At 61.6% G+C, this 22427-nt stretch carries 20 protein-coding genes and 1 pseudogene; 16 read left to right on the top strand and 5 right to left on the bottom strand.

The window, feature by feature from the left end:
• The first annotated feature begins 58 nt into the window (after positions 1-58).
• Genes ctaD through HJB83_RS30515 form a run of 5 tightly spaced genes read left to right on the top strand, consistent with a single transcriptional unit; the run spans position 59 to position 4340 of the window.
• The gene (gene ctaD / locus HJB83_RS30535; protein WP_221133137.1) at positions 59-1828 is read left to right on the top strand and encodes a cytochrome c oxidase subunit I; all 1770 of its coding nucleotides are present in this window, start codon (positions 59-61) and stop codon (positions 1826-1828) included.
• On the top strand, positions 1825-2538 hold the full coding sequence (locus HJB83_RS30530) for a cytochrome c oxidase subunit 3 (protein WP_207580931.1): 714 nt from the start codon (positions 1825-1827) through the stop codon (positions 2536-2538). Before ctaD ends, HJB83_RS30530 begins: the two co-directional genes overlap by 4 nt.
• Positions 2539-2596: 58 nt before the next feature.
• On the top strand, positions 2597-3316 hold the full coding sequence (locus tag HJB83_RS30525; RefSeq protein WP_207580930.1) for a heme-copper oxidase subunit III family protein: 720 nt from the start codon (positions 2597-2599) through the stop codon (positions 3314-3316).
• 7 nt (positions 3317-3323) lie between these two features.
• On the top strand, positions 3324-3701 hold the full coding sequence (locus HJB83_RS30520; protein WP_207580929.1) for a cytochrome C oxidase subunit IV family protein: 378 nt from the start codon (positions 3324-3326) through the stop codon (positions 3699-3701).
• 9 nt (positions 3702-3710) lie between these two features.
• On the top strand, positions 3711-4340 hold the full coding sequence (locus HJB83_RS30515) for a dienelactone hydrolase family protein (protein WP_311043802.1): 630 nt from the start codon (positions 3711-3713) through the stop codon (positions 4338-4340).
• A gap of 131 nt (positions 4341-4471) precedes the next feature.
• On the opposite strand, the gene HJB83_RS30510 is transcribed toward HJB83_RS30515, so the two are convergent.
• The gene (locus HJB83_RS30510) at positions 4472-5389 is read right to left on the bottom strand and encodes a LysR family transcriptional regulator (protein WP_207580927.1); all 918 of its coding nucleotides are present in this window, start codon (positions 5387-5389) and stop codon (positions 4472-4474) included.
• 98 nt (positions 5390-5487) lie between these two features.
• Here HJB83_RS30510 and HJB83_RS30505 point away from each other — a divergent pair, with 98 nt between their 5' ends.
• The 8 genes from HJB83_RS30505 to HJB83_RS30470 all read left to right on the top strand — a co-directional run bounded on the left by HJB83_RS30505 (position 5488) and on the right by HJB83_RS30470 (position 16012).
• Positions 5488-6279, top strand: coding sequence for an SDR family NAD(P)-dependent oxidoreductase (locus HJB83_RS30505; RefSeq protein WP_221133149.1), 792 nt, complete (start codon positions 5488-5490; stop codon positions 6277-6279).
• Between the two features lie 178 nt (positions 6280-6457).
• Positions 6458-7501, top strand: coding sequence for an AraC family transcriptional regulator (locus tag HJB83_RS30500; RefSeq protein ID WP_221116765.1), 1044 nt, complete (start codon positions 6458-6460; stop codon positions 7499-7501).
• A gap of 176 nt (positions 7502-7677) precedes the next feature.
• Complete coding sequence (locus tag HJB83_RS30495; protein ID WP_221133136.1) at positions 7678-8922, top strand: efflux RND transporter periplasmic adaptor subunit; 1245 nt, start codon at positions 7678-7680, stop codon at positions 8920-8922.
• Between the two features lie 200 nt (positions 8923-9122).
• A complete protein-coding gene (locus HJB83_RS30490; RefSeq protein ID WP_221133135.1) occupies positions 9123-9821 on the top strand; it encodes an ABC transporter ATP-binding protein in 699 nt (232 codons plus the stop codon).
• Complete coding sequence (locus tag HJB83_RS30485) at positions 9818-10957, top strand: FtsX-like permease family protein (RefSeq protein ID WP_221116766.1); 1140 nt, start codon at positions 9818-9820, stop codon at positions 10955-10957. Before HJB83_RS30490 ends, HJB83_RS30485 begins: the two co-directional genes overlap by 4 nt.
• A gap of 4 nt (positions 10958-10961) precedes the next feature.
• Positions 10962-12170, top strand: a complete 1209-nt coding sequence (locus tag HJB83_RS30480) for an ABC transporter permease (protein ID WP_221116767.1) — start codon at positions 10962-10964, stop codon at positions 12168-12170.
• 309 nt (positions 12171-12479) lie between these two features.
• The gene (locus HJB83_RS30475) at positions 12480-13967 is read left to right on the top strand and encodes a right-handed parallel beta-helix repeat-containing protein (RefSeq protein WP_207580921.1); all 1488 of its coding nucleotides are present in this window, start codon (positions 12480-12482) and stop codon (positions 13965-13967) included.
• A gap of 554 nt (positions 13968-14521) precedes the next feature.
• On the top strand, positions 14522-16012 hold the full coding sequence (locus HJB83_RS30470; RefSeq protein ID WP_221133134.1) for a right-handed parallel beta-helix repeat-containing protein: 1491 nt from the start codon (positions 14522-14524) through the stop codon (positions 16010-16012).
• A 24-nt stretch (positions 16013-16036) separates the two neighbouring features.
• Here the strand turns inward: HJB83_RS30470 and HJB83_RS30465 are convergent, their stop codons facing one another.
• On the bottom strand, positions 16037-16315 hold the full coding sequence (locus HJB83_RS30465) for a nodulation protein (RefSeq protein ID WP_207584333.1): 279 nt from the start codon (positions 16313-16315) through the stop codon (positions 16037-16039).
• Between the two features lie 191 nt (positions 16316-16506).
• Entirely contained in the window at positions 16507-17283 is a 777-nt protein-coding gene (locus tag HJB83_RS30460) for a protocatechuate 3,4-dioxygenase (RefSeq protein ID WP_207580919.1), read from the bottom strand.
• A 75-nt stretch (positions 17284-17358) separates the two neighbouring features.
• Between HJB83_RS30460 and HJB83_RS30455 the strand changes: the two genes are divergently transcribed.
• Entirely contained in the window at positions 17359-17595 is a 237-nt protein-coding gene (locus HJB83_RS30455; RefSeq protein WP_207580918.1) for a hypothetical protein, read from the top strand.
• Between the two features lie 15 nt (positions 17596-17610).
• Positions 17611-19191 (top strand): Na+/H+ antiporter, encoded by a 1581-nt coding sequence (locus tag HJB83_RS30450; RefSeq protein WP_221133133.1) that lies wholly within the window; start codon positions 17611-17613, stop codon positions 19189-19191.
• 68 nt (positions 19192-19259) lie between these two features.
• Here HJB83_RS30450 and HJB83_RS30445 read toward each other — a convergent pair whose 3' ends face one another.
• The gene (locus HJB83_RS30445) at positions 19260-21161 is read right to left on the bottom strand and encodes a potassium transporter Kup (protein WP_221116770.1); all 1902 of its coding nucleotides are present in this window, start codon (positions 21159-21161) and stop codon (positions 19260-19262) included.
• A 638-nt stretch (positions 21162-21799) separates the two neighbouring features.
• Here HJB83_RS30445 and HJB83_RS30440 point away from each other — a divergent pair.
• A complete protein-coding gene (locus HJB83_RS30440) occupies positions 21800-22222 on the top strand; it encodes a TIGR02594 family protein (RefSeq protein WP_207580916.1) in 423 nt (140 codons plus the stop codon).
• A 100-nt stretch (positions 22223-22322) separates the two neighbouring features.
• Here the strand turns inward: HJB83_RS30440 and HJB83_RS30435 are convergent.
• Positions 22323-22427: pseudogene (locus HJB83_RS30435) on the bottom strand (IS110 family transposase); the annotation flags it as partial.

The following is a 22427-nucleotide window of genomic DNA, read 5'->3' as shown; positions in this document are numbered from 1 at the left end:
GCAGCCGCCGGAGCCGCTTGATGGCTCAGTTAACCGGCGGGGAAAGGGAAGAGAGATCATGGTCGAGATTCCATCCGGCAGCATTCCATCCGCCGAAGTCGAGGATGTCGAGCTTTACCATCCGAGAAGCTGGTGGACGAAATATGTGTTCAGCCAGGATGCCAAGATCATCGCCGTGCAATATTCGATCACCGCCATCTCGATCGGCCTGGTGGCGTTGGTACTCTCCTGGCTGATGCGGCTGCAGCTTGCTTTCCCCGGCCATTTCGCCTTCATCGACGCCGATCACTATTACCAGTTCATCACGATGCACGGCATGATCATGGTGATCTATCTGCTGACCGCGCTGTTTCTCGGCGGCTTCGGCAACTACCTCATTCCGCTGATGGTCGGCGCGCGCGACATGGTATTCCCCTACGCGAACATGCTGAGCTATTGGATCTATCTGCTCGCGGTGCTGATCCTGGTTGCGGGCTTTTTCGCCCCCGGCGGTCCGACCGGGGCTGGATGGACGCTTTATCCGCCGCAATCCGTTCTCTCCGGCACGCCCGGCGGCAAGGACTGGGGCATCCTGCTGATGCTCTCCTCGCTGATCGTCTTCATCATCGGCTTCACCATGGGCGGCCTGAATTATGTGGTGACCGTGCTGCAGGGGCGGGCGCGGGGGATGACGCTGATGCGGATGCCGCTCACCGTCTGGGGCATCTTCACCGCCACCGTGATGGCGCTCTTGGCCTTTCCCGCGCTCTTCGTCGCCTGCGTCATGATGCTGTTCGACCGCGTGCTCGGCACCAGCTTCTTCATGCCCGCCATCGTCGAAATGGGCACGCAACTGCAGCATAGCGGCGGCAGCCCGATCCTGTTCCAGCACCTGTTCTGGTTCTTCGGGCACCCCGAAGTCTATATCGTCGCGCTACCTGCCTTCGGCATCGTCTCGGACCTGATCAGCACGCATGCGCGCAAGAACATCTTCGGCTATCGCATGATGGTCTGGGCGATCGTCATCATCGGCGCGCTCAGCTTCGTCGTCTGGGCGCACCATATGTATGTCAGCGGCATGAACCCGGCCTTCGGCTTCTTCTTCGCCACCACGACGCTGATTATCGCTGTCCCGACGGCGATCAAGGTCTACAACTGGGTGCTGACGCTGTGGCGCGGCGACATCCATCTGACGCTGCCGATGCTCTTTGCGCTCGCCTTCATCGTTACCTTCGTCAATGGCGGCCTGACCGGTCTGTTCCTCGGCAATGTCGTCGTCGACGTGCCGCTGTCGGATACGATGTTCGTCGTCGCGCATTTCCACATGGTCATGGGTGTGGCGCCGATCCTCGTCATCTTCGGGGCGATCTATCACTGGTATCCGAAGGTGACGGGACGCATGCTGAACGAGGCGCTCGGCCAGATCCACTTCTGGATCACCTTCCTCGGCACCTATGCGATCTTCTTTCCGATGCATTATCTCGGCCTGCTCGGCGTGCCGCGTCGCTACTACGAGCTCGGGGAGACGGCCTTCGTTCCACCTTCGGCCCATACGCTGAACATCTTCATCACGGTCATGGCGCTGATCGTCGGGGCCGGGCAGATGGTCTTCCTGTTCAATCTGGTCTGGAGCCTTTTCCGGGGCAGCGAGGCCGGCGGCAATCCATGGCGGGCAACGACGCTCGAATGGCAGACGCCGCAGACGCCGCCGGCGCACGGCAACTGGGGCAAGGACCTGCCTGTCGTCTACCGCTGGGCCTATGATTACAGCGTGCCAGGGGCGGCCGAGGATTTCATCCCGCAGAATGTGCCGGCAAGCGATGGCATCACCCGGGAGGTGCCGGCATGAACGTCATCCTGCTCTTCCTTGCCGCAGTCGGCGCCATCATCTTCTGGTGGCTTTCCGGGCAGCGGCTGACCTCGAAGCCCTGGCTGGAAGCCGGATCCATGCAACTGCCGGATCATCATAGCGCCGATCGGCCACCCGTGCCGGCGGTGAAAATCGGCCTGTTCGTGTTTCTCGGCGTCGTCGGCGCGCTCTTCAGCCTTGCTGTCAGCGCCTATTTCATGCGCATGGCGTCGGCGGACTGGTGGGGGATGCCGGTTCCGCGCCTGCTCTGGGTGAACACGGCAGCACTTGCCTTGAGCAGTGCCGCGCTGCAATGGGCCAAACGAGAAGCGCGGCACGGCCGCATGGAAGCCCTGCGGCCAGCGCTTGTGACGGGACTTGCGCTTGCGGTCTTCTTCCTCGTCGGACAAATCCAGGCTTGGCGGGAACTGACTGCAGCCGGCTACGTGCTTGCCGACAATCCCGCCAACAGCTTCTTCTACATGCTGACCGGCCTGCACGGACTGCATATCCTCGGTGGGCTTGCCGTGCTCTCGCACACGACCGTCAGGGCATTCTCAACCGACGTCGCGCCGGACAGGCTACGCCTCAGCGTCGATCTTTCCGCCATCTATTCGCATTTCATGCTCGCCGTCTGGCTGTTGCTCTTTGCCCTCTTTGCCGGGTGGGCGAATGATTTCGTCGATCTCTGCCGCACATTGCTGAAATAGGGGCTGAAATAGGGGCTGAAATAGGGGCTGAACCAGGGGCCGAACTAGGAGGTTGCAGATGGCACAGACTATCGAGACGCACGGCGAGCCGGACCTCAGGCCGGTCGGTCTGCGCGGTATCGCCGCCGATTTCAGCTCGGATCAGCGCGCCTTCAAGACGGCGTCCTGGGGTAAGGCGATGATGTGGATCTTTCTCCTCAGCGACACCTTCGTCTTCGGCTGTTTTCTGATCGCCTATATGACCGCCCGTATGTCGACGCCGGTCGCATGGCCCAATCCGAGCGAGGTTTTCGCGCTCCATATCGGGGGCGAGGATGTTCCGCTGATTCTGATCGCAATCATGACCTTCGTGCTGATCTCAAGCAGCGGCACCATGGCGATGGCGGTCAATTTCGGCTATCGCCGCGACCGCCATAAGACGGCGATGCTGATGCTGCTGACCGCACTTCTCGGAGCATGTTTTGTCGGCATGCAGGCCTTCGAATGGACCAAGCTGATCACCGAAGGCGTGCGCCCCTGGGAGAACCCGTGGGGGGCAGCACAGTTCGGATCGACATTCTTCATGATCACCGGCTTTCACGGCACCCACGTCACGATCGGCGTCATCTTCCTCCTCATCGTCGCCCGCAAGGTCTGGCGGGGCGATTTCGACGAGGAGCGCCGCGGCTTCTTCACCAGCCGGAGAGGGCGCTACGAGGCCGTCGAGATCATGGGCCTCTACTGGCACTTCGTCGACCTGGTCTGGGTCTTCATCTTCGCGTTTTTTTATCTGTGGTGAGGTCGTCATGAACGAGACAACGGCGCATGCACACACCCAAACGGCGCATGCACAAACACCGCATTCACAAGCCCCGGGACAGCAGCACCCGATCCGGCTCTATCTCTTCGTCTGGGGCCTGCTCTTCGTGCTCAGCGCCTGTTCCTACATGGTCGATTATCTCGGCATCCAGAGCTATCTCAGGTGGACGCTGATCCTTGTGTTCATGATGCTGAAGGCCGGGCTGATCGTCGCCATCTTCATGCACATGGCCTGGGAACGGCTGGCGCTGGTCTACGCCATTCTGCTGCCGCCGGTGCTGGTGCTGGTTTTCGTCGCGCTGATGGTATCGGAGGCGGACTATACGATTTTCACCCGGCTCGCCTTCTTTGGGGCTGGGCCGTAGATATCGGTCATCGGTTCCGAATTTTTATCGAATAGACTATTTCAACCGGAAGCAATTATGGCCGAGATTTTGCTGTTCCACCACGCACAAGGGCTGACCCCCGGAGTGCGCGCCTTCGCCGACGAGATCAGGGCAGCCGGCCACATCGTGCACACGCCTGATCTGTTCGACGGACGCATATTCCACAGCATCGAGGAGGGGCTTGCCCATATTGGCGAGATCGGCTTCGACGCCATCAGGGAGCGCGGCGTCCGGGTCGCCGACCAACTGCCTCCCGAACTGGTCTATGCCGGGTTCTCCTTCGGGGTGCTGCCGGCGCAGAAGCTGGCACAAACACGGCGGGGCGCCCGCGGGGCCCTGCTTTTTTACTCCTGCCTGCCGATCAGCGGCGAATGGGCTTTTGGACCTTGGCCGGACGGCGTTGCGGTGCAGATCCATGGTATGGACAACGATCCGATCTTTGTCGGCGAGGGTGACGTCGACGCCGCCCGCGAGATCGTGGCGAAGGTCGAGGACGCAGAGCTTTTCCTCTATCCCGGCGATCAGCACTATTTCGCCGACAGTTCGCTGCCATCCTATGACGCGGATGCGACTGCGCTCCTCACCACCCGCGTGCTTGAGTTCCTGCATCGCCTCTGATCCTGGCGTCGGCCCTGTCGTAGGTGTGACCTCCGGGAGGTCAGACATCTTCGTCGGCGCACGCATGGAGAGGCGATGCTCGGGCGATTGAACGGCCCCATCCCGGCGTCACCCTGTCGCTCATCGAGCAATCAATCCGCATGCAGCAGCGGCGAGGCCTTCAGCGTCCCGACGATGTGGTCGATGAAGGCGCGAACGCGATGGGGGATGGGGCCACCGGCAACGTGGACGGCGTGAATCAGTTCCAAGTCTCCCGGGTTGCAATCCTCCAGCAAGGCGACAAGGCTTCCCTCGGCAATTTCGGCCGCAACGTGGAACCGGCCGAGACGGGCGATGCCAGCGCCGGCAAGCGCCATCTGCTTCATCGTCTCGCCGTTGTTGACCACAAGGCTTCCCGACACCGGCTGTTCGATATCCTTGCCGTCGCAGCGGAAGGGCCATGACGGCCGGGCGCGGCGGAAGCTGAAGGTCAGGCAGTCGTGATGTTCGAGATCGGCCGGGATCTGCGGCCGCGTCTTCAGCGCAAGGTAGGATGGCGAGGCGCAGACGACGCGCCGGGACTGGCCGAGCTTGCGGGCGATCAGGCCGCTATCCGGAAGGTTTCCCATGCGAATGGCAACGTCGGTCTTCTCAGCGACCAGATCGACGATGCCGTCGGTGAGGCTCAGCTCGACGATGAGATCGGGGTTGCGGGCGACGAAATCAGGCATGGCGGGTGCGACGAACATAGTTCCGAGGGGCACGGTGACGCTGACGCGCAGCCGGCCGCGAACAGCGCCGCCCGCCGCTTCCTGATCGGCGTCGTTCAGATCCTGCAGGATTCTGAGTGCGGCGCGATGATAGGCTTCGCCTTCCTCCGTCAACGTCAGGGCGCGCGTGGTGCGCAGCAACAGGCGCGTTCCGAGCCGTGCTTCCAGGCGGGCGATCAGTTTGCTGACGGCGGACGGAGTGATTTCGAGGCTGCGGGCTGCGGCCGAAAAGCCGCCCTCCTGGACCACGCGGGCAAAGACTTCCATCTCGCCTGAACGCTCCATCAGAACGCGCATCATTGAGGAACCTCGTTCACAGGTGCATGTCCATTTCAGGCAATAGTTCTTTGTCTTCTCAGATCATAAATTGGTCCAGAACGCAATTTGGAGACCTCATGATGGACTTGAAACTGACTGACAGGACTGCACTCGTCACCGGCGGCACCGCCGGCATCGGGCTGGAAATCGCCCGCGCGCTGGCCGCCGAAGGCGCACGTGTTATCATCACCGGCCGCGACCGGAGCAAGCTCGACACTGCCATCGCCGATATCACGGCATCGGGCGCCAAGGGCGTCAGCGGGATTTTGGCCGATGCCGGTACCGGTGAGGGGGTTGCCGAGATCGCCAAGGCGGCACCCTCCATCGATGTCCTGGTCAACAATCTCGGCATCTATGAAAGCAAAGCATTCAACGACATCAGCGATGCCGACTGGAGCCATCTCTTCGAAGTCAATGTGATGAGCGGCGTGCGCCTGTCACGCATCTATTTGCCCGGCATGCTGGAGCGGAACTGGGGCCGGATCATCTTCATCTCGAGCGAATCCGCGCTCGCCATCCCGCAGGATATGATCCATTACGCCACCACCAAGACAGCGCAGCTTTCGATTTCACGTGGATTGGCACAGTTGACGCGCGGCACCAACGTCACCGTCAATTCGGTGCTGCCCGGGCCGACCCGATCCGACGGCATCGAAGCCTTCCTGCGCGGCCAGGCGAGCGATCCTTCCGCGCCCATCAAGCAGATCGAGGCCGAATTCTTCGCAACCGCACGCTCCGCCTCGATCCTGCAGCGCATGGTGGAGGCCGAGGAAGTGGCAAGCCTGGTCGCTTATCTCGCGAGCCCCCGTTCGTCTGCTACCAATGGCGCGGCGCTCCGGGCCGAAGGCGGCCTCGTCAACACCATCGCATAAGGGATGGTGTGACCGATACACTGCTGACGATCACCGCCGTCACCTTTGCCGAACGGAGCAAGGAGGCGGCCGTGGCCGCGGCCGGATTGCTGACGAGCACAGGATGAGCGCGGAGAGGCGGAGCCAAAAATCCCTACCTAAAACGTGATGGAGGTCGCTTCGGGCGAGGATCTCGGCAATGATGACCATCTATTCGCCACGATCCTATCAGGCCATGCTGTTTATTCCGCTTCCCTTCGCCGTTGCCCTTCTGCTGCTTGTCCTCTTCGTTACCGTCCTCAGGCAGGACGAGGAGGCTGCGCCGAACCGGCCGTTTCTGGCGCTTATCCTGCTCGCCGCGCTGCAATCCGTGCTCTCCGGCTTGCGCTGGGGCTATGGGGTGCAGACGGTGGGGATGGTCGCGCCGGTGATCGCGGCGATAGTGCCGCCGCTCGCCTATGCCGGGGTTTCCCGGCTGGTCCGGACGAGCCGGCGGCCGCTGCCGGTGCGGATTGCGCTGCATGCCGTGCCCGCCGTCGTTATCCTGCTTCTGACGGCTTTCTGGCGGGATGCGATCGATATCGCGCTGGTGCTTGTTTTCGTCGGTTATGCCCTGGTCATCCTGCTTCTGATGCGCCCTGGCGCAGATGCGCTGCGGCTGGCGCCCTTCGAAGGGGCGGTGCCGGCCTATCGGGCGATCATCTTTACGGCCGCCGCCCTGTGTCTCTCGGCCGCGGTCGATACCTTCGTCTTCCTCGACCTTACCTCGGCACACAGCGAGCGCGCGCTGACGCTGATCAGTATAGGAAATCTCGCCGTCCTCGTCATCCTCGGTATCGCGGCCGCCGTCGCCAGCCGAAGCCGGGCGCCTGCCGAGACGGTGGAGACAGCCCTGCGGCCGGAGACGAGCGAGGATAAGGAGACGATCGCTGCGGTCGATGCGCTGATGGAGGCAAGGAAACTCTATCGCGACGCCAATCTCAATCTCGACCGGCTGGCCCGCAAGGCCGGCATCCCGGCGCGGCAGATTTCGGCGGCGATCAACCGGGCAATGGACAAGAACGTCTCGCAATATGTCAACGACTACAGGATCGGCGAGGCCTGCCGGCTGCTCGCCGCCACCGAGAAACCGGTGACCGAGGTAATGTTCGAGGTCGGCTTCCAGACCAAATCCAATTTCAACCGCGAATTCCGCCGGGTGACTGATATGACGCCGCTGGCATGGCGGCAGCGGAAGGGGTGAGAGGATGTTCAGCCTGAGCCGACGAGTTCCAGGCCGCCTCTAGGGAAGCGATGGCGGCTGCCGGTGAGCCGACCGCGACCTCTCTCCGCCCTCATCCTGAGGCGCCCCGCAGGGGCCGCGAAGGACGAGGCCGGCCACTCCCACGTACACAATCGCGATCGAGGACTCCCTGGATCGTGTTCCAGGTCGCGATTTCTGCCGGGTCGGCGATGTTTGCCGGCATGAACACCACATCCGAACATGACCGAGACCTTGCCGCCAAGCTCAGATCGCTTTCGATCGAGCCCGCGGCCTTCGAGACAGAGCCGCCGAAGTCTCATGCCCGGCGGCGCGCGACCCCCGGCGCAATGCTCGTCATCGCGGCGGCGGCATCGCTGGCGACGGTTCTTTTCAATGGATCCGAGGCGCTGCAGCGCATCGAGACCGCGCTTGCGGGGTTTTCGGGCAGCGACCTTGGGATATCCACCGATGGGGTGGAGGCGCCAGCCAGGCGCGGTGCCGCCGTTGAGGGGGTACGGACTCCGATCGAGGATGGAGCGAAGGGCACGACTGCTTCGACCCGGGAAATCACCGGCTCCGGTTATGTCACCGCACTCGTTATCACCACCGTCTTTTCCAAATATGAGGGCCGGATTGTCGCGGTCGGGGTGGAGGCGGGCGATAGCGTCGTCGCGGGGCAGGTGCTGGTGCGGCTTGACGATGCAGGCGCCCAGTTTGCGCTTCGGGGCGTGGAGATTACCGGCCGGGCGGCGGCTTTGGCACTTGATGCCAGGAATATCGAACTTGTGCAGGCGCAGTCGTCGCTTGCACGCGCCGAGCGGCTTGCCGGGCGCGATGCCATGTCGGCGCAGGCGCTGGAGGAGGCGGGGACGGCTGTCGACAGGGCCGAGAACGCTGCCCTGCAGGCAAGGCAGGATGTCAAAAAGGCGCAGCTCGAGATCGACAAGGCGCATGAGCAGGTGGAGGCGTTGACCGTGTGTGCGCCGATCTCCGGCACCGTCACTCGGCTCGACGCGCATGTCGGCGACACGGTGCTGTCACGCGAGGACAGCGTGCGGGAGGATGAAAGCCTGCTCGTCATTACCGATACGGCGAGCCTGGTCATCGATGCCGATGTGGCCGAAGTCAATATCGCGCTGATGCGGCCGGGCTTGTCAGGCGAGGCAGTGCTCGACGGCTTTCCCGGCCAGCCCTTTGCGGTCGAGGTGTCGAAGATCGCGCCTGTCATTTCGCGGGAGAAGGGGACGGTGACGCTGCGCCTGTCGCTGGCGTCTCCGCCGCCAGGCATGCGGCCCGCCATGGCTGCGCGCATCCGGCTGGTGGTGGGTGATGCCGCGGGTGTGGGTGCGTCGGCCGCTGGTGCCCATCATCCGCCCTCGTCCTTCGAGGCTCCGGCCTTTGGCCTGCGCACCTCAGAATGAGGGCTGGTTGTTGTGCCGTGTGGCTGGAAAGTGTGCCGCGTGGCGGCGGGCTGATCGTGTGCCGTGCGGTTTGGCTTCCGGCGCCGCAAACCGCGACGTCTCTCCGACCTCATCCTGAGGTGCCCCACAGGGGGGCCTCGAAGGACGAGGGCGGCCACCGGTTCCCGGCCACGGATCAACGAACCACCAAGGAGCAGAGTATGACCGACATTCAAGATCCCTATATTACGCTTGCCGGCGTCAGGAAGGCGTTCCGGATCGGGGCGGAGACCATACCGGTCTTCTCGGGGCTCGACCTTTCCATTCCGCGCGGCGATTTCGTCGCGGTGATGGGGCCGTCGGGTTCGGGGAAATCGACGTTGCTGAATATGCTTGGCGGCATCGACAGCGCTGACGCCGGTGAGATCCGGATCGGGCGCAGCCATCTCGAGCAGATGGGCGAGGCGGCGAGAGCCGCCTGGCGGGCGCACAGCATGGGCATCGTCTTCCAATTCTACAATCTGCTGCCGATGCTGAATGCGGCGGAGAATATCGAGCTGCCGCTGCTGCTTAAGCCGCTGGGGCGCAAGGAGCGGCGCGCGCGCGTCGATACGGTCATGGATCTTGTCGGGCTTACCGGGCGGCAGCGGCAATTTCCGTCGAGCATGTCGGGCGGGCAGCAGCAGCGCGTCGGCATTGCGCGCGCCATCGTCTCCGATCCCGATCTCATTCTCTGCGACGAGCCGACCGGCGATCTCGACCGGAAATCGGCCAATGATATCCTGGAGATGCTGGGCTTCCTCAATCGCGAGCTTCAGAAGACCATCATCATGGTCACGCATGATCCCGAGGCCGCCGCCTTTGCCCGGCGCACGCTGCATCTCAACAAGGGCGAATTCGTCGAGGGGGAAAGCCGATGACCTTCGTCGAGCTCATGCGGCGCAATGCCTGGCGCAAACGGCTACGCGCCGTTTTGCTGATGTTTTCGGTCGGCATCGCCTTCCTGATCTACGGGCTGACGGCGAGTTTCGTCACCGGCAGCCAGAGCGCGGCCGGCGCCAGCGACAATCTGCTCGGCGTCTTCAACAAATCAGGCCGGGGGCTGCCGCTGCCTTTTGCTTATCTCAACCGAATCGCCGCGGAGGGTGATGTCGCGGCCGTCGCCTATACGGCGCGCATGCGAGGCTTCGTCGAGGTCGAGAAGAATGTCGTGGCCGTCAGCGCGGTCGATCCGCAGGCGATTGCCGCCGCCAATGGCGCCGAACTCGGGTTGACGCCAGAGCTGATCGCGGCGCTGGAAGAGGGTCGCGACCGGGTGCTCGTCGGCAGGGCATTGGCTGAGGCGCAGGGCTGGTCGGTCGGCCAGCGCATCGGCGTCACCAGCCAGATCATGAAGGCCGACGGCAGCCGGAACTGGAGCTTCACCATATCAGGCATCTTCGAGGGTTCCGATGCCGGAACCGACACCTATTTCATGCTCGCCCGCTACGACATGGTCAATGCCGCCCGCGCGCGCGACAAGGATACGGTCGACGCCTTCGTGGTGCGCCCGCGCGAAGGTGTCGCCTCAGGCCCGCTGGCGGCGCGCATCGATGCGCTCTTTACCAATTCGGCGGCGCAGACCCGGACGCAATCGGAAAAGCAGTTCCTCGAGGCCTTTCTGCGGCAGTTTGCCGATGTCGGGCTGATCGTCAGCCTCGTCGTCGGCGCCGCCTTCGTGACGATCCTGATGATATCGGTCAACACCATGCTCTTCGCCATCAGGGAGCGCCGCTTCGAGATCGGCGTGATGAAGGTGCTCGGCTTTTCTCGCGGGGCGATCATGGCGCTCATTCTCGGCGAGACGCTGTTCATCTTCGCCGTCGGTGGCGCCGGTGGGCTCCTCCTCGCCAAGCTCGCAACTTTCTCCATCGGGCCGGAATTCGGCCTCGTCTTCAGCTTTGAGGTACTGCTCAAGTCCGCCGCGATCATTGTGGGGCTTGGCTTGCTGACCGGGCTGTTGCCGGCCCTGAACGCCATGCGCCTGCCAATCGTCAACGCCTTCAGAACGAGATAATCCAATGTCATCAGCGCTCAAGCAGACCTTTCTCATGATCAGAGTCAACCTCGGAAGCCTGCCGCGGCGGCTGTGGATTTCGCTGTCGATGGTGCTGTCGGTCGCCCTCGTGGTCGCTGTTTTGTCAGGCTTTCTGGCGATGGCGCGCGGCTTCGAGGCCGCTCTTGCCGGCGCCGGCTCGCCCGATATCGCCATCATCCTCGGCGGCGGCACCAATCAGGAGACCGGCTCGGACGTGCCGGCCGATGCGATCCGCAGCCTGACTGCCATGAGCGGCGATACCGGGATTGCGCGCGATGGCGCCGGCGGGCTGGCGCTGTCGCGCGAGACCATCGTGCCGATCGATGTAAAGGGGAGCGACGGTGCCGAGCAGACGCTGTCGCTGCGGGGCATGGACCGGGCCGGGATCGATCTCCGGGGCCGCGCCCGGCTTTCGCAAGGGCGGCTGTTTGTATCAGGCGCGCGCGAGATCGTCGTCGGCGCCGGCATCGCAGAGGCTTTCCCCGGCTTTGGCGTCGGCCAGACGGTACGGTTCGGCGCGGTCGACTGGACCGTCGCCGGCCAATTCACCGCCGGCGGCAGCGCCTTCGAATCCGAAATCTGGGCGGATCTGGACGCGGTGCAATCGGCCTTCGACCGACAGGGGCAGGTGCAGAGCCTGCGCGTGAAGCTTGCCGGCGTCGACTCCGCAACAGCGTTGGCGACGCTGCGCCAGCGCCTATCTGATATACCGGGCACGCCGCTCACCGCCATCCCGGAGGCCGATCTCTATGCCGCGCAGGCCGAGCGGACCGAGAGGCTGATCCGCTTGTTTGGCTGGCCAATCGCGCTGCTGATGGCGATCGGCGCGACGGCGGGCGCTTTGAACACGATGATGAACTCGGTCTCCGACCGCGGCGTCGAGATCGCCACGCTGCGCCTGCTCGGGTTTTCCAGCCTGCCGGCCTTCGCCGCCACCTGGTTCGAGGCGGGGCTACTTTCCGTGGCTGGCGCGGGTTTCGGCATCCTCGCCTCCCGCCTTGCCTTTAACGGCTGGCAGGCGAGCACAATGGGCGCCAACAACACCAAAATGGCGTTCCAACTCGATGTGACGTTTGATGTGATCCTGACTGCCGGCGTGCTGGGGCTTGCGATCGGCATCCTCGGCGGCGCCTTGCCGGCGCTGGCGGCTGCCCGGCTGCCGCTGAGTTCGGCGTTGCGGGCGAGGGGGTAGGAGGCGCCGTGATTGTCACCCGCCCTCGGTCGGCGCGCTTTGCGGCCCAGTCATCACAGAACCGTGCGACGCCGTCGGTTCATGCAATTACCGCGCCGGATATTTTTCGGATAAGTTGCATCTTTCCAATATCTTAGTCGACTGGGGTGTTTGCCTGTGGAAGAAGGCCCGCGAACCTTCTCGCTGCCGCATTGACAACATCTTGTCGCCTTCTTGCCGTGGCCGGTTGCCCCCGCTGCGTCGGATCGACCGATACCGATTCGATTCTCGCGGCTCATAGCGATCCGACCAACAAGGCAACACGGCGATATGACAACCTATTATGTGAATTCAGCAATCGGCTCCAATCAGAACAGCGGAACGAGCGAGAAATCAGCTTTTGCGACTTTATCCAAAGTGGAATCTTTGACGCTGAAAGCCGGCGACAGCGTGCTTCTCGCCAAGGGCAGCGTGTTCAATGAGCAGTTCGATATCAAAAATTCCGGCAGCGCGAGCGCGCCGATCAAGATCGGCAGTTACGGGACGGGGGACGCACCTGTCATCCATAGCGGCGGTGACGGTATCCACAGTCTTTATGCGTCGAACATTGTCATCGAGAACCTTAAGATATCGAACACGGGCGGTGCGGCCATTTATGGCGGCGATGTCACGAACTGGACGGTCCGCAATGTCGAGATCGCCAAGTCGGGAATGTCGGAAAACGCCGGTGCCGTCACCTTCAGGAACAGCAAGAACGTCACGATCGAAGACAGCAAGATATCGGATGTCAAAGGCGACGGCTTCTGGATCGAAAAGGTCAGCGGCGTCAAACTTCTCAACAATACCGTCACCAGCGCCAATGGCTCGACGGCCGATGCCGTGCAGGTCAACGACAGCAGCAATATTCTGATCAAGGGCAATCATCTCGACCAGACTGATGCCAGCAGCCCGAAGGGGGTGATCGCGCTGGTGCGGGCCACGGATGCGGTGGTCGAGAATAATACGCTCACCGGGGGTGGCTTCGGCATCAGTGCGCCCGCGGGCAAGAATGTCGCCATCCGCGACAACGACATATCCGGATTTCACGGTTACAGCTGGTCTTTCGCCGTTGGTCTCGGCGATCAGGGTAGTGCGCGAGATTACGACATATCGGGCAACCATATTCACGACGGCGCCTGGGGAGTGGCCGTCAGCGGCGCCATCGGCACCAGCTATACCCTCACGAATATCAAGGTCCACGACAATGTCTTCGACGACCTCACGCAGTCAGCGCTGAAAGTAGACCGGCCGGCATCGGGCACGTTCTACAACAATACCATCGAGAGCGGGGTCAATGCCACCAGCCTGTCGCCCGCCGTCGTTGACGCGCACACCTTTTCCGTCAGTAACAACCATACGGTCGCAAATGTCGAGACGGCGCTTGCAAGCACGAATACCAAGGCTGCCGCAGTGACGGACGCGGCCGCGGATCCGGCGATTGCCGCTGTTCATGATAACCTGAAGATCCTGACCGATACGGGCGCCGCCCATCATGGCAATCTTCTCGAAAACGACAGTTCGGACAACGGCACCCTGGTGCTTCGCCGCTTCGGAGACGAAAGCGTGGGCAAGCACGGACTGACTCTGACCGGGGACTATGGTTCCATCCACGTGGACAGAGAGGGCAACTATGCCTACACGCTCGATGACACGAAGCTCCCCGACCATAGCGGACATGTGAGCGAGTCCTTCAGTTATGGTGTCGACGATGGAACCTCGCATCATAGCGACGCGGATACGCTGACTGTCTTCATCCATACGGATGGCTTGCTGAGCTGAGGGTAGGGGACGGCCTCTCGCCGCCCTCACCCTGACGTGCCCCGAAGGGGCCTCGCAGGGCGAGGGCGGCCACCCCCAGTGCTATCGAATATTTCAGATGGAGTTAGGGGCGCTCAGCCACCCCGCCCTCGTCCTTCGAAGCTTCGCCCCGCTGGCTACGTGCCTCAAGCATGAGGGCTGACCGGTGTGCCTTCTAAATGGTGCACCGATTGGTAAGCCACACCTTCTCTTCGGCCTCATCCTGATGGGGCCTGGGCTCCGAGGACGAGGGCGACCACCGAAGAGAACTGGTCTGCTGGGTACCTCGCCTGACCGTCAATAAAAGGTAGGTTACCGTTCATTCACCTTTCGGTCGTTATTTTATATATTGTTTACGTTTAAGTTGTATTATTGAGGATGCAGCCACCGCCAGGCTTCTCGGGAGCAAGGCAGGCCAAAGGCCTGTCTATCGCCGTATGGCATAGAAGGCCCTCCAGCCTTTCGCCCCGACCGCATCCGATCCACTCGTCGCCGCTCATCCAGAGGGCTGCGCGACAATGCGAGAACAAGGCGATATGACAGTCTATTATGTGAACTCGGCAACAGGGGCCAATAGCAACAGCGGAACGAGCGAGGACACGCCTTTTGCGTCCTTCTGGGCGGTGGAAAATCTGAAGCTACAGCCCGGCGACAGTGTGCTGCTCGCTGCCGGTAGCGTGTACAACGACCAGCTCGACCTCAAATATTCCGGCACCGTCAGCGCCCCGATCACCATCGGCAGCTACGGGGTCGGCGATGCGCCCGTCATCCACAGTCCCGGCGACGGCATTCACAGCCTCTATGCCTCCAATATCGTCATCGAGAACATCAAGATTTCGGATACCGGCGGTGCAGCCATCTATGGCGGCAGTGTTTCGAACTGGACGGTGCGCAATGTCGAGGTCGATCACACCGGCTTGGCAGGCAAGGCCGGTTCCGTCACCTTCCGAACCGGCTCGAACATCACCATCGAAAACAGCACGATCAACGACGTGAACGGCGACGGCATCTGGATCGAGAAGATCAACGGCGTCACCCTCATCAACAATACCGTCACCAACGCCCATGGAACTGCGGCAGACGCCGTGCAGATGAACGACAGCAGCAACATCCTGATCAGCGGCAATGTTCTCGACCAGACGGGTGCCATCAGCACAAAGGGCCTGCTGGCGCTCATCAGGCCTGTGAATGCCCTAATCGAGGATAACACGCTGGTTGGCGGCGGCTTCGGGGTGAGCGCTCAGGCGGGCACGAATATTGCCATCCATGACAACGACATTTCAGGATATGGCGGTTACAGCTGGTCCTACGCCATCGGTCTCGGCGACCAGGGCGATACGCGGGATTATGATATCTCGGGCAATTATATCCATGACGGCGTATGGGGCGTGGCGGTCAGCGCTGCCGGCACCACCAGTTATATTCGTGAAGATATCGATATCCATAACAACGTCTTCGACGACCTGTCGCAGGCAGCGCTGAAGGTCGACAGACCTGCATCCGGCGCCTTCCACGATAATGTCATCGCAAGCGACGTTACGCCCTACAGCATATCGCCGGCAATCATCGCGGCGAACACCTTTCCGGTCAGCAACAACACGACGCTCGACGAGGCCCAGGCGACGCTTTTCGCTCACGATAGTCTCACTGCGGCAGATACGACGCACGTGGACGCGGCCCCGGCGATTGTCGCAACCCATGACAGCCTGAAAATCTCAGCCGACACGGATGGCGCCCATCATGGCAATCTCCTTGAAAACGACAGCTCGGCCAATGGGACCCTGCTGCTTCGCCGCTTCGGGGGCGAGGTCGTCGGCAAGGATGGCCTGACGCTGACCGGCCAATACGGCAGCATCCATGTCGACGATCACGGCGACTATAGCTACACGCTCGACACGACGAAGCTTGCCGGGCTTAGCGGAAACGTGAGCGAGACTTTCCTCTATAAGATCTCCGATGGGGTCGCGCATCATTTCGACACGGATACGCTGAGCATTTCCATCCATGTGGATGGCGTGCTGACGTGACGGGGGATGCCGGCGGCAAACTCATCAGTCGCCGAGCAGGATCCCGGTGACGTCGATTTCGATTTCCGCGCAGATGATCTCGTATTCGGTAATGATCGCCGGATCGGCCGACATATCCTTGCGCATGCGATCGAGGACGGCGCAGGCCTCGCCATAGGCTCCGCACAGTTCGTAAAGATGGGGCTGGCTCGCCGCGGCCGCTCGGATCGTTGCCCTCGTCGCGGGCAGCCTCATCATCAGCCTGGCCAGCCCCTGTTCGGCGACCTGCCGGGTGATGTGTGCTACACCTTCATTCCTGACCATGCCATCGACCCTCGCTGCCTGTATTCTGCTGTCGAGAGTTAGTACGAAGGAATGCTGCATCTGGTTTCATGCCGGATGCGGAATTAGATTAGCGCCGCGTGTCTTCCGCTGAGCCCGGCATTGCGCGCCAGAATTGGAAAGGCACTTGGTCAACCGCTGGCGATTGGCGGCTTTCTCCCTGGGTTGTCCGCTCAGGAGGAGAGGCCGATCGTGATGGTGGCGGAAAGCACGCCGCCGTCGAGCTTCTCGAAATCGAACATGTGATCGGCGGCATCCTCTGGGATAAGGCCGTCGGCTTCAGTGCGGGTATCGCGGGGAGGGCGTCCAAGATAGTCCGGATGTTCGCCATAAATGATGTCGCTCAGCGTATCGTCGAAATAGATTTGGCTGACGAGAAGCTCCTTGCCTTCGACCAGGATGCGGCAGTGAACATGCGGCGTGCGGCCCTTGTACCATCCGGGATAGGCCGTCAGGAAGCTTGCCTGCCCCTCAGCATCCGTCAGTTGGCGCCCGCGAAAGGCGAGCCCGCCGACCGCCTCGGCGTCGCCGAGCGTACACATGTCGGCCGCCTCGCGGCCGGAATAGACGCCGCGATGATCGGTATGCCAGATCTCGATATCGGCATTTTCGACCGGGCGGCAATCGGCGGCATGGACGATGCGCACGGCCAGCCGCAACGGCAGCCCCGCCTTTCCTTCCGAGACGTCCTGACGGGCCGGAATATTGTTGACGTGGCAGGGGCCAAGGGTCTGGGCGGTGGTCACGATGCAATTCGGACGGCTGCGGAAGAGCGGCGCAGGCAACTTTTCCAATGCGACCGACTTTGTGCCGCCGCTCAGGAAATCCGTTCCCTTCCAGTCGAATGTCCTGGCGGCAACGGTGATATGCCGCCGTGGCCAGATGGCTGCCGCAGCCACGGTTGAAGCGACAATAGTCGCACCTCCAAGCACGAGGGTTCGCCTTTTCATATGTCTTCCTTTCTTGAAGACGCAGCGTGTAAGGAGGATGCGCAGGAAGTTCCAATTAAATCCAGACAATGATTGATGGCAACCTGGGCCGAAGTCTCCAATCTTGCCATCAACGAGCTCCCGCTGCGTCTTATAGGCTTGCCAGATATCCTCCTTGGTCGGCCGCTGATGGCAGAGGCGGAAATTATCTTCGGCCGCATCTGGACCAAAACAGCCATTTCCGATCTTGCAACCTTTACAGCGCGGCGCGTCTTTTCAGATGCGCAACGTCGCTGTAACTCTTTGGAGCAGGCATCCGACATTCGTTGCTGAGCCAGGGCAGGGCACATGGAACCAACCCACTTATTCGAGCTTGTTATCGCGATGTTTCTGGCGATCATCGCGCTGCACTATGCTGCCCACAGGCTCGGACTGCCGCCGTCCGTCGCGCTGCTGACCGGGGGCGCTTTGCTGGCCTTTGTGCCGGGGCTGCCGGCGATATCAGTCGATCCCGAGCTGGTGCTGGTCATCTTCCTGCCGCCGCTGCTGATGGATGGCGCCTGGTCAATTGCGTTGTCGCGGCTGCGGCGCCATATGATCGGGATCGCCTCGCTTGCCGTCGGCGCGGTACTCTTCACCTGCGCCGTCGTGGCTGTTGTCGTCCATCTTATCTTTCCATCACTTCCCTGGGCCGCCTGCGCGGCATTGGGCGCGATCGTTGCGCCGCCGGACGCGGTTTCAGCGCGCGCCGTGCTGGAGCGCGTAAGATTGCCAAGGCGCCTTCAGATTCTGCTGGAAGGCGAGAGCCTGCTCAACGATGCGAGCGGCTTGGTTCTCTTCCGTTTTGCCGTTGCCGCCGCCGCAACGGGAGCCTTCAGCGCGGGGGAGGCGGTTGGTAACTTCTTCGTGCTGGCGCTCGGCGGCGCCATGGTCGGCATCGTGATCGGAGCGGCGTGGGTCAAACTTATCCGGCATCTCGGCGACGACTATCTTATCATCGCCGCCACCGTGTTGCTCGGCTGGATTTCCTATCTGTTTGGCGAACTGCTGCATGTTTCCGGCGTCATCGCCACCGTTACCACGGGCCTGATCGCTTCCTGGCACCAGCACACTGTATTTTCAGCGGCGACGCGCATGCGAGGCACCTCGTTCTGGACGGTGATGATCTTCCTTATGGAGGCGGCGGTCTTCACACTGATCGGGCTGTCGCTCCGGGATGTCGTCGAACGCGGCGGCGGCTTTAACACTGTGATCGCGACGATGGGACTGCCGATGCTGGCGATCCTCGTGACACTCGTGGTCGCGCGTTTCGCCTGGGTCTTCGCCTCCGATCTCGTCATCAGGTCGTGTGCAGCGCTCGGGTTCACGCGTGCCCGGCCGCTCGGAGCAGGCGGGGCGACCGTTCTGAGCTGGGCAGGCGTGCGCGGGGTGGTCACGCTCGCTTTGGCGCTGAGCCTGCCCGAGGATTTCCCGGGCCGTGACTTCATCCTCGCCACGTCCTTCGCCGTCATTCTCGGAACCGTGCTGGTGCAGGGCACGACATTGGGGCGGGTGATTGCTTGGGCGCGGCTGGCGCCGGAGACGGAAAGAGCGCGCCTGACAATGAGCCAGGCCGAAGCCGCCATGGCACAGGTGCAGCTCGGGATCGTCCAAAACCTGGCATATGACGCAGAGGGAAAGCTCATCCACCCTCAATTGCTGGAGCGCTATCAGCGCAGGGCGACAGCCATCGTCGACTACGCCGAGAGAACCGAGCATTACGTGCCGCTGCTCCATGCTCATTTTGACGTCGTTCTCGAAGCGGTTGCGACAGGGCGACGGGAACTCATTCGTCTCCACCGCGCCGGCGACATCGATGACGAGACGCTGGACGAGCTGGAACGCGATCTCGATCTCGAGGAGCTGAGCGCGATCTCGGCCAAGGCCTGACGTTCAGTGTCTCACGCGTGGAGCTCGCGAAGCGGGCCAACTGTCGGAGCTCTCTTCGCTGCCACGCTCTAGATGGCAACCTGTTCACCGAGCTCGACGACACGGTTCGAGGGCAGGTTGAAATAGTCGGAGGGATCGATCGCCAAGCCTTCCAGCGCCATGAATATGCGCTCCTGCCAGCCGGGCAGTCCGGTGTTCGGCGTCCTGACGAGGTTCCGGCGGCCGAGATAGAAGGAGGTCTTCATGATCTCGAACTTGAACCCTCCCTCCCGGCAGAGGGCGAGCGCTCGGGTGACATCGGGGTCGTCCATGAAGCCGAAGGTGAGATCAAGCCGCACAAAGCGCGGCGAGAGCTGGCTGATCTTAATGCGGCGGCTGTCCGGAACATAAGGTTCGTCTTCGGTCCAGACGCTCAGGATGACGTTCTGTTGGTGGAGCACGTGGTTGTGCTTGAGATTGTGGAGCAGAACATTCGGCGTCCGATCCGGAACGCTGGTCAGGAAAATCGCCGTTCCCGGAACGGTGACCGGCGAATGGTCCGACTTTCGTTCGATCGACCTTATGAAGGAATCGAGCGGGATCTCGTTGTTGGCACGCAGCCGCTTCAGATAGGCCTGCCCTCGGGTCCACGTCCACATCAGGATCATGATCGCCAGCGCAAGGGCGACCGGAACCCAGCCGCCATCGTAGATTTTCAAGAGGTTGGCTGCCAGGAACAGGACTTCGATGAGGAAGAGCGGCAGCAGCACGACGGCGGCGAGCACGAGGGAGTAGCCCCAGACGGCCCGGAGGAACTGGAAGACCAGCATGGTCGAGATGACCATGGTTCCGGTCACCGAGATGCCGTAGGCCGTCGCCAGCGACTCGGAGTCGCGGAAGGAAAAGATCAGCATCAAGACGCCGATCAGCAGGAGAAGATTGACGCTCGGCACGTAGATCTGGCCGGTGTTGGTCTCCGATGTGAACTTGATCCGCAACCGCGGCAGGAAGCCGAGGTGAACCGCCGAGCGGGCCAGTGAAAATGCGCCGGTGATGACAGCCTGGCTGGCGATGATCGTCGCCATCGTCGCAAGCAGAACCACCGGCAGCAAGGCCCAATCGGGATACATTAGAAAGAACGGATTGGCCGCCGTTTCGGGATGGGCGAGAACCAGCGCGCCTTGGCCAAGATAGTTGAGGAGCAATGCCGGAAATACGAGCACGAACCATGCCGTCTGGATCGGGCGGCGGCCGAAATGCCCGAGATCGGCATAGAGCGCTTCGCAGCCGGTGACGGTCAGAAAGACGGCACCGAGCACGATGAGGCCGACGGTGCCGGCATGGGTGAGGAACAGGAATGCATTGATCGGATTGAGCGCCTCCAGGATTGTCCAGTCGTCACCGATATGGATCAGACCGCCCGCCGCCATGGCCAGAAACCACAACACCGTAATCGGCCCGAAAAACATCGAGACGGCAGCCGTTCCCCGCGACTGGACGCCAAACAGAACGATCATGATCGCAGCCGAGGCAAGCGGCACGTATTCGGCAAAGGCCGGTGTGACGAGCTTCAGGCCTTCGAGCGCCGACATGACCGACAGAGCAGGCGTGATCATCGCATCGCCGATGAACAGAGCCGCTCCAATCAGCCCGGCGAAAAAGAGCACAGGCACGTTTCGCCCCATCTTCTTCATCAGCAGGGCGAGAAGCGAAAGCGTGCCGCCTTCGCCATCATTGTCCGCTCTGAGAAGGAAGAGCACATATTTGAAGGTCACAATGATCGTCAGCGTCCAGACCATCAGCGAAATGAGGCCGACGACCTCGGCCTCGTGGACGCCATCGGCGGCAAAGGGCCTCAGCGCCTCACGAAGGGCATAGAGCGGGCTGGTGCCGATATCGCCATATACGACGCCGATCGCGCCGACGACCAACCCGACGAAGCCCTTTCGGCCGGTACCTTCACCCGTTCTGTCTGCATGTGTCGACGTCATGGTTCCCCGCTCATGCCACCTGGCCTTGAACACAAACATATGCCGCATTGCAGAACGGCAAGTAAATTGATGTGGCGTGCGATTTTTTTGTGAGCAGTCAGGACGCCCAAACCGGTGCAACCATACGGTTAACACGCGCGGCGGCTGTCGGTTGTCCTGGGGCATTCATGTCCGTAGCCGGCAGGGGTGATTACCGGCTTTTGCTGGGTGATTGGAGCCATGTGCACTGTATTACTTGGCGCATCTAAAGTATTATTCATAGTTATCTTGAATGTAGCTCGTATAGGTGACAACCAAAATCGCACACTATCGTCAACTCCCTGGCGAATGATCTTGGCGCTCAAGCACTTGCGGGGTGCGGTGCGTCGCCTCTGAATGAACCTCGTTCGGATAGCGGATGTCTAGCCAACTTGCCTGCAAAATATGCGTTCTGCCGGGTTTGCGATGGTCGTGTCCATCCGAGATCGATGGCTTGCACTGGGTGATTTTTGGTCTCGTTTCGGACAAATTCTTGCCGCCAAAATGCCAGTATTAGTTGTTTCTAAATCACGCCATAATTGGCACCTACGTTGCCGCTCCTGATTTATTCTTTGCCACATTTCTGAATTTCAACATTATACAAACAATGGTGGGTAACTATGAAAGTTATTCTCGTCATCGTCCTCACGGTGCTTGCCGTGCCCTGTGAGGCGGACATGCTGGGCACGGCATCCAAGTACAAGAGCATGCACGAACGCTCCATTTCCTTCCTCAGCATCAATCCCCGCAGGGTTTCGTGGTGCGGGGCGTTCCTGGCCTTTGTCGCCAAGCGATCTTTCCGGCAGCCGCCGCCCAATCCTAATATGGCGATATCCTGGAAAAATTTCGGCAGGCCGGTCTTCTTCCGCTCAGCCAGGCGGGGAGACGTGGTGGTGATCCGAAGCGGCCGACGCTTCCATGTCAGCCTGTTCGATCACATCGACCAGCGCCGACAGTACGTCTACCTGTTCGGAGGCAATCAATCCAACCGGGTGCAATTGTCCAGGTATCGCGCCAGTTCGGTCGTCGCAGTGCGACGATGATGCCGGCTTGCAGGCCGAGTGCGCGCGCGTGGCCGGTGGCCGACCTCGTCCTTCGAGGCCCTGCGGGCACCTCAGCAAGGATGAGCGACTATCTGGGCTGTCAAGTTGCATGTTCGAATTCTCTTCGCGCATCTCGTGCTTTTGCATTGAGAATGACCAGGAGTTTTCGGGCGAGCGCGATGCGGATGACCATTTTCGGTTTGCC

The sequence above is a fragment of the Rhizobium sp. NZLR11 genome (genome assembly GCF_019685115.1).
Taxonomy (GTDB): Bacteria; Pseudomonadota; Alphaproteobacteria; order Rhizobiales; family Rhizobiaceae; genus Rhizobium.
Note: the sequence above shows the minus strand (reverse complement) of the source record. Positions and strands in the feature narration are given on the sequence as shown.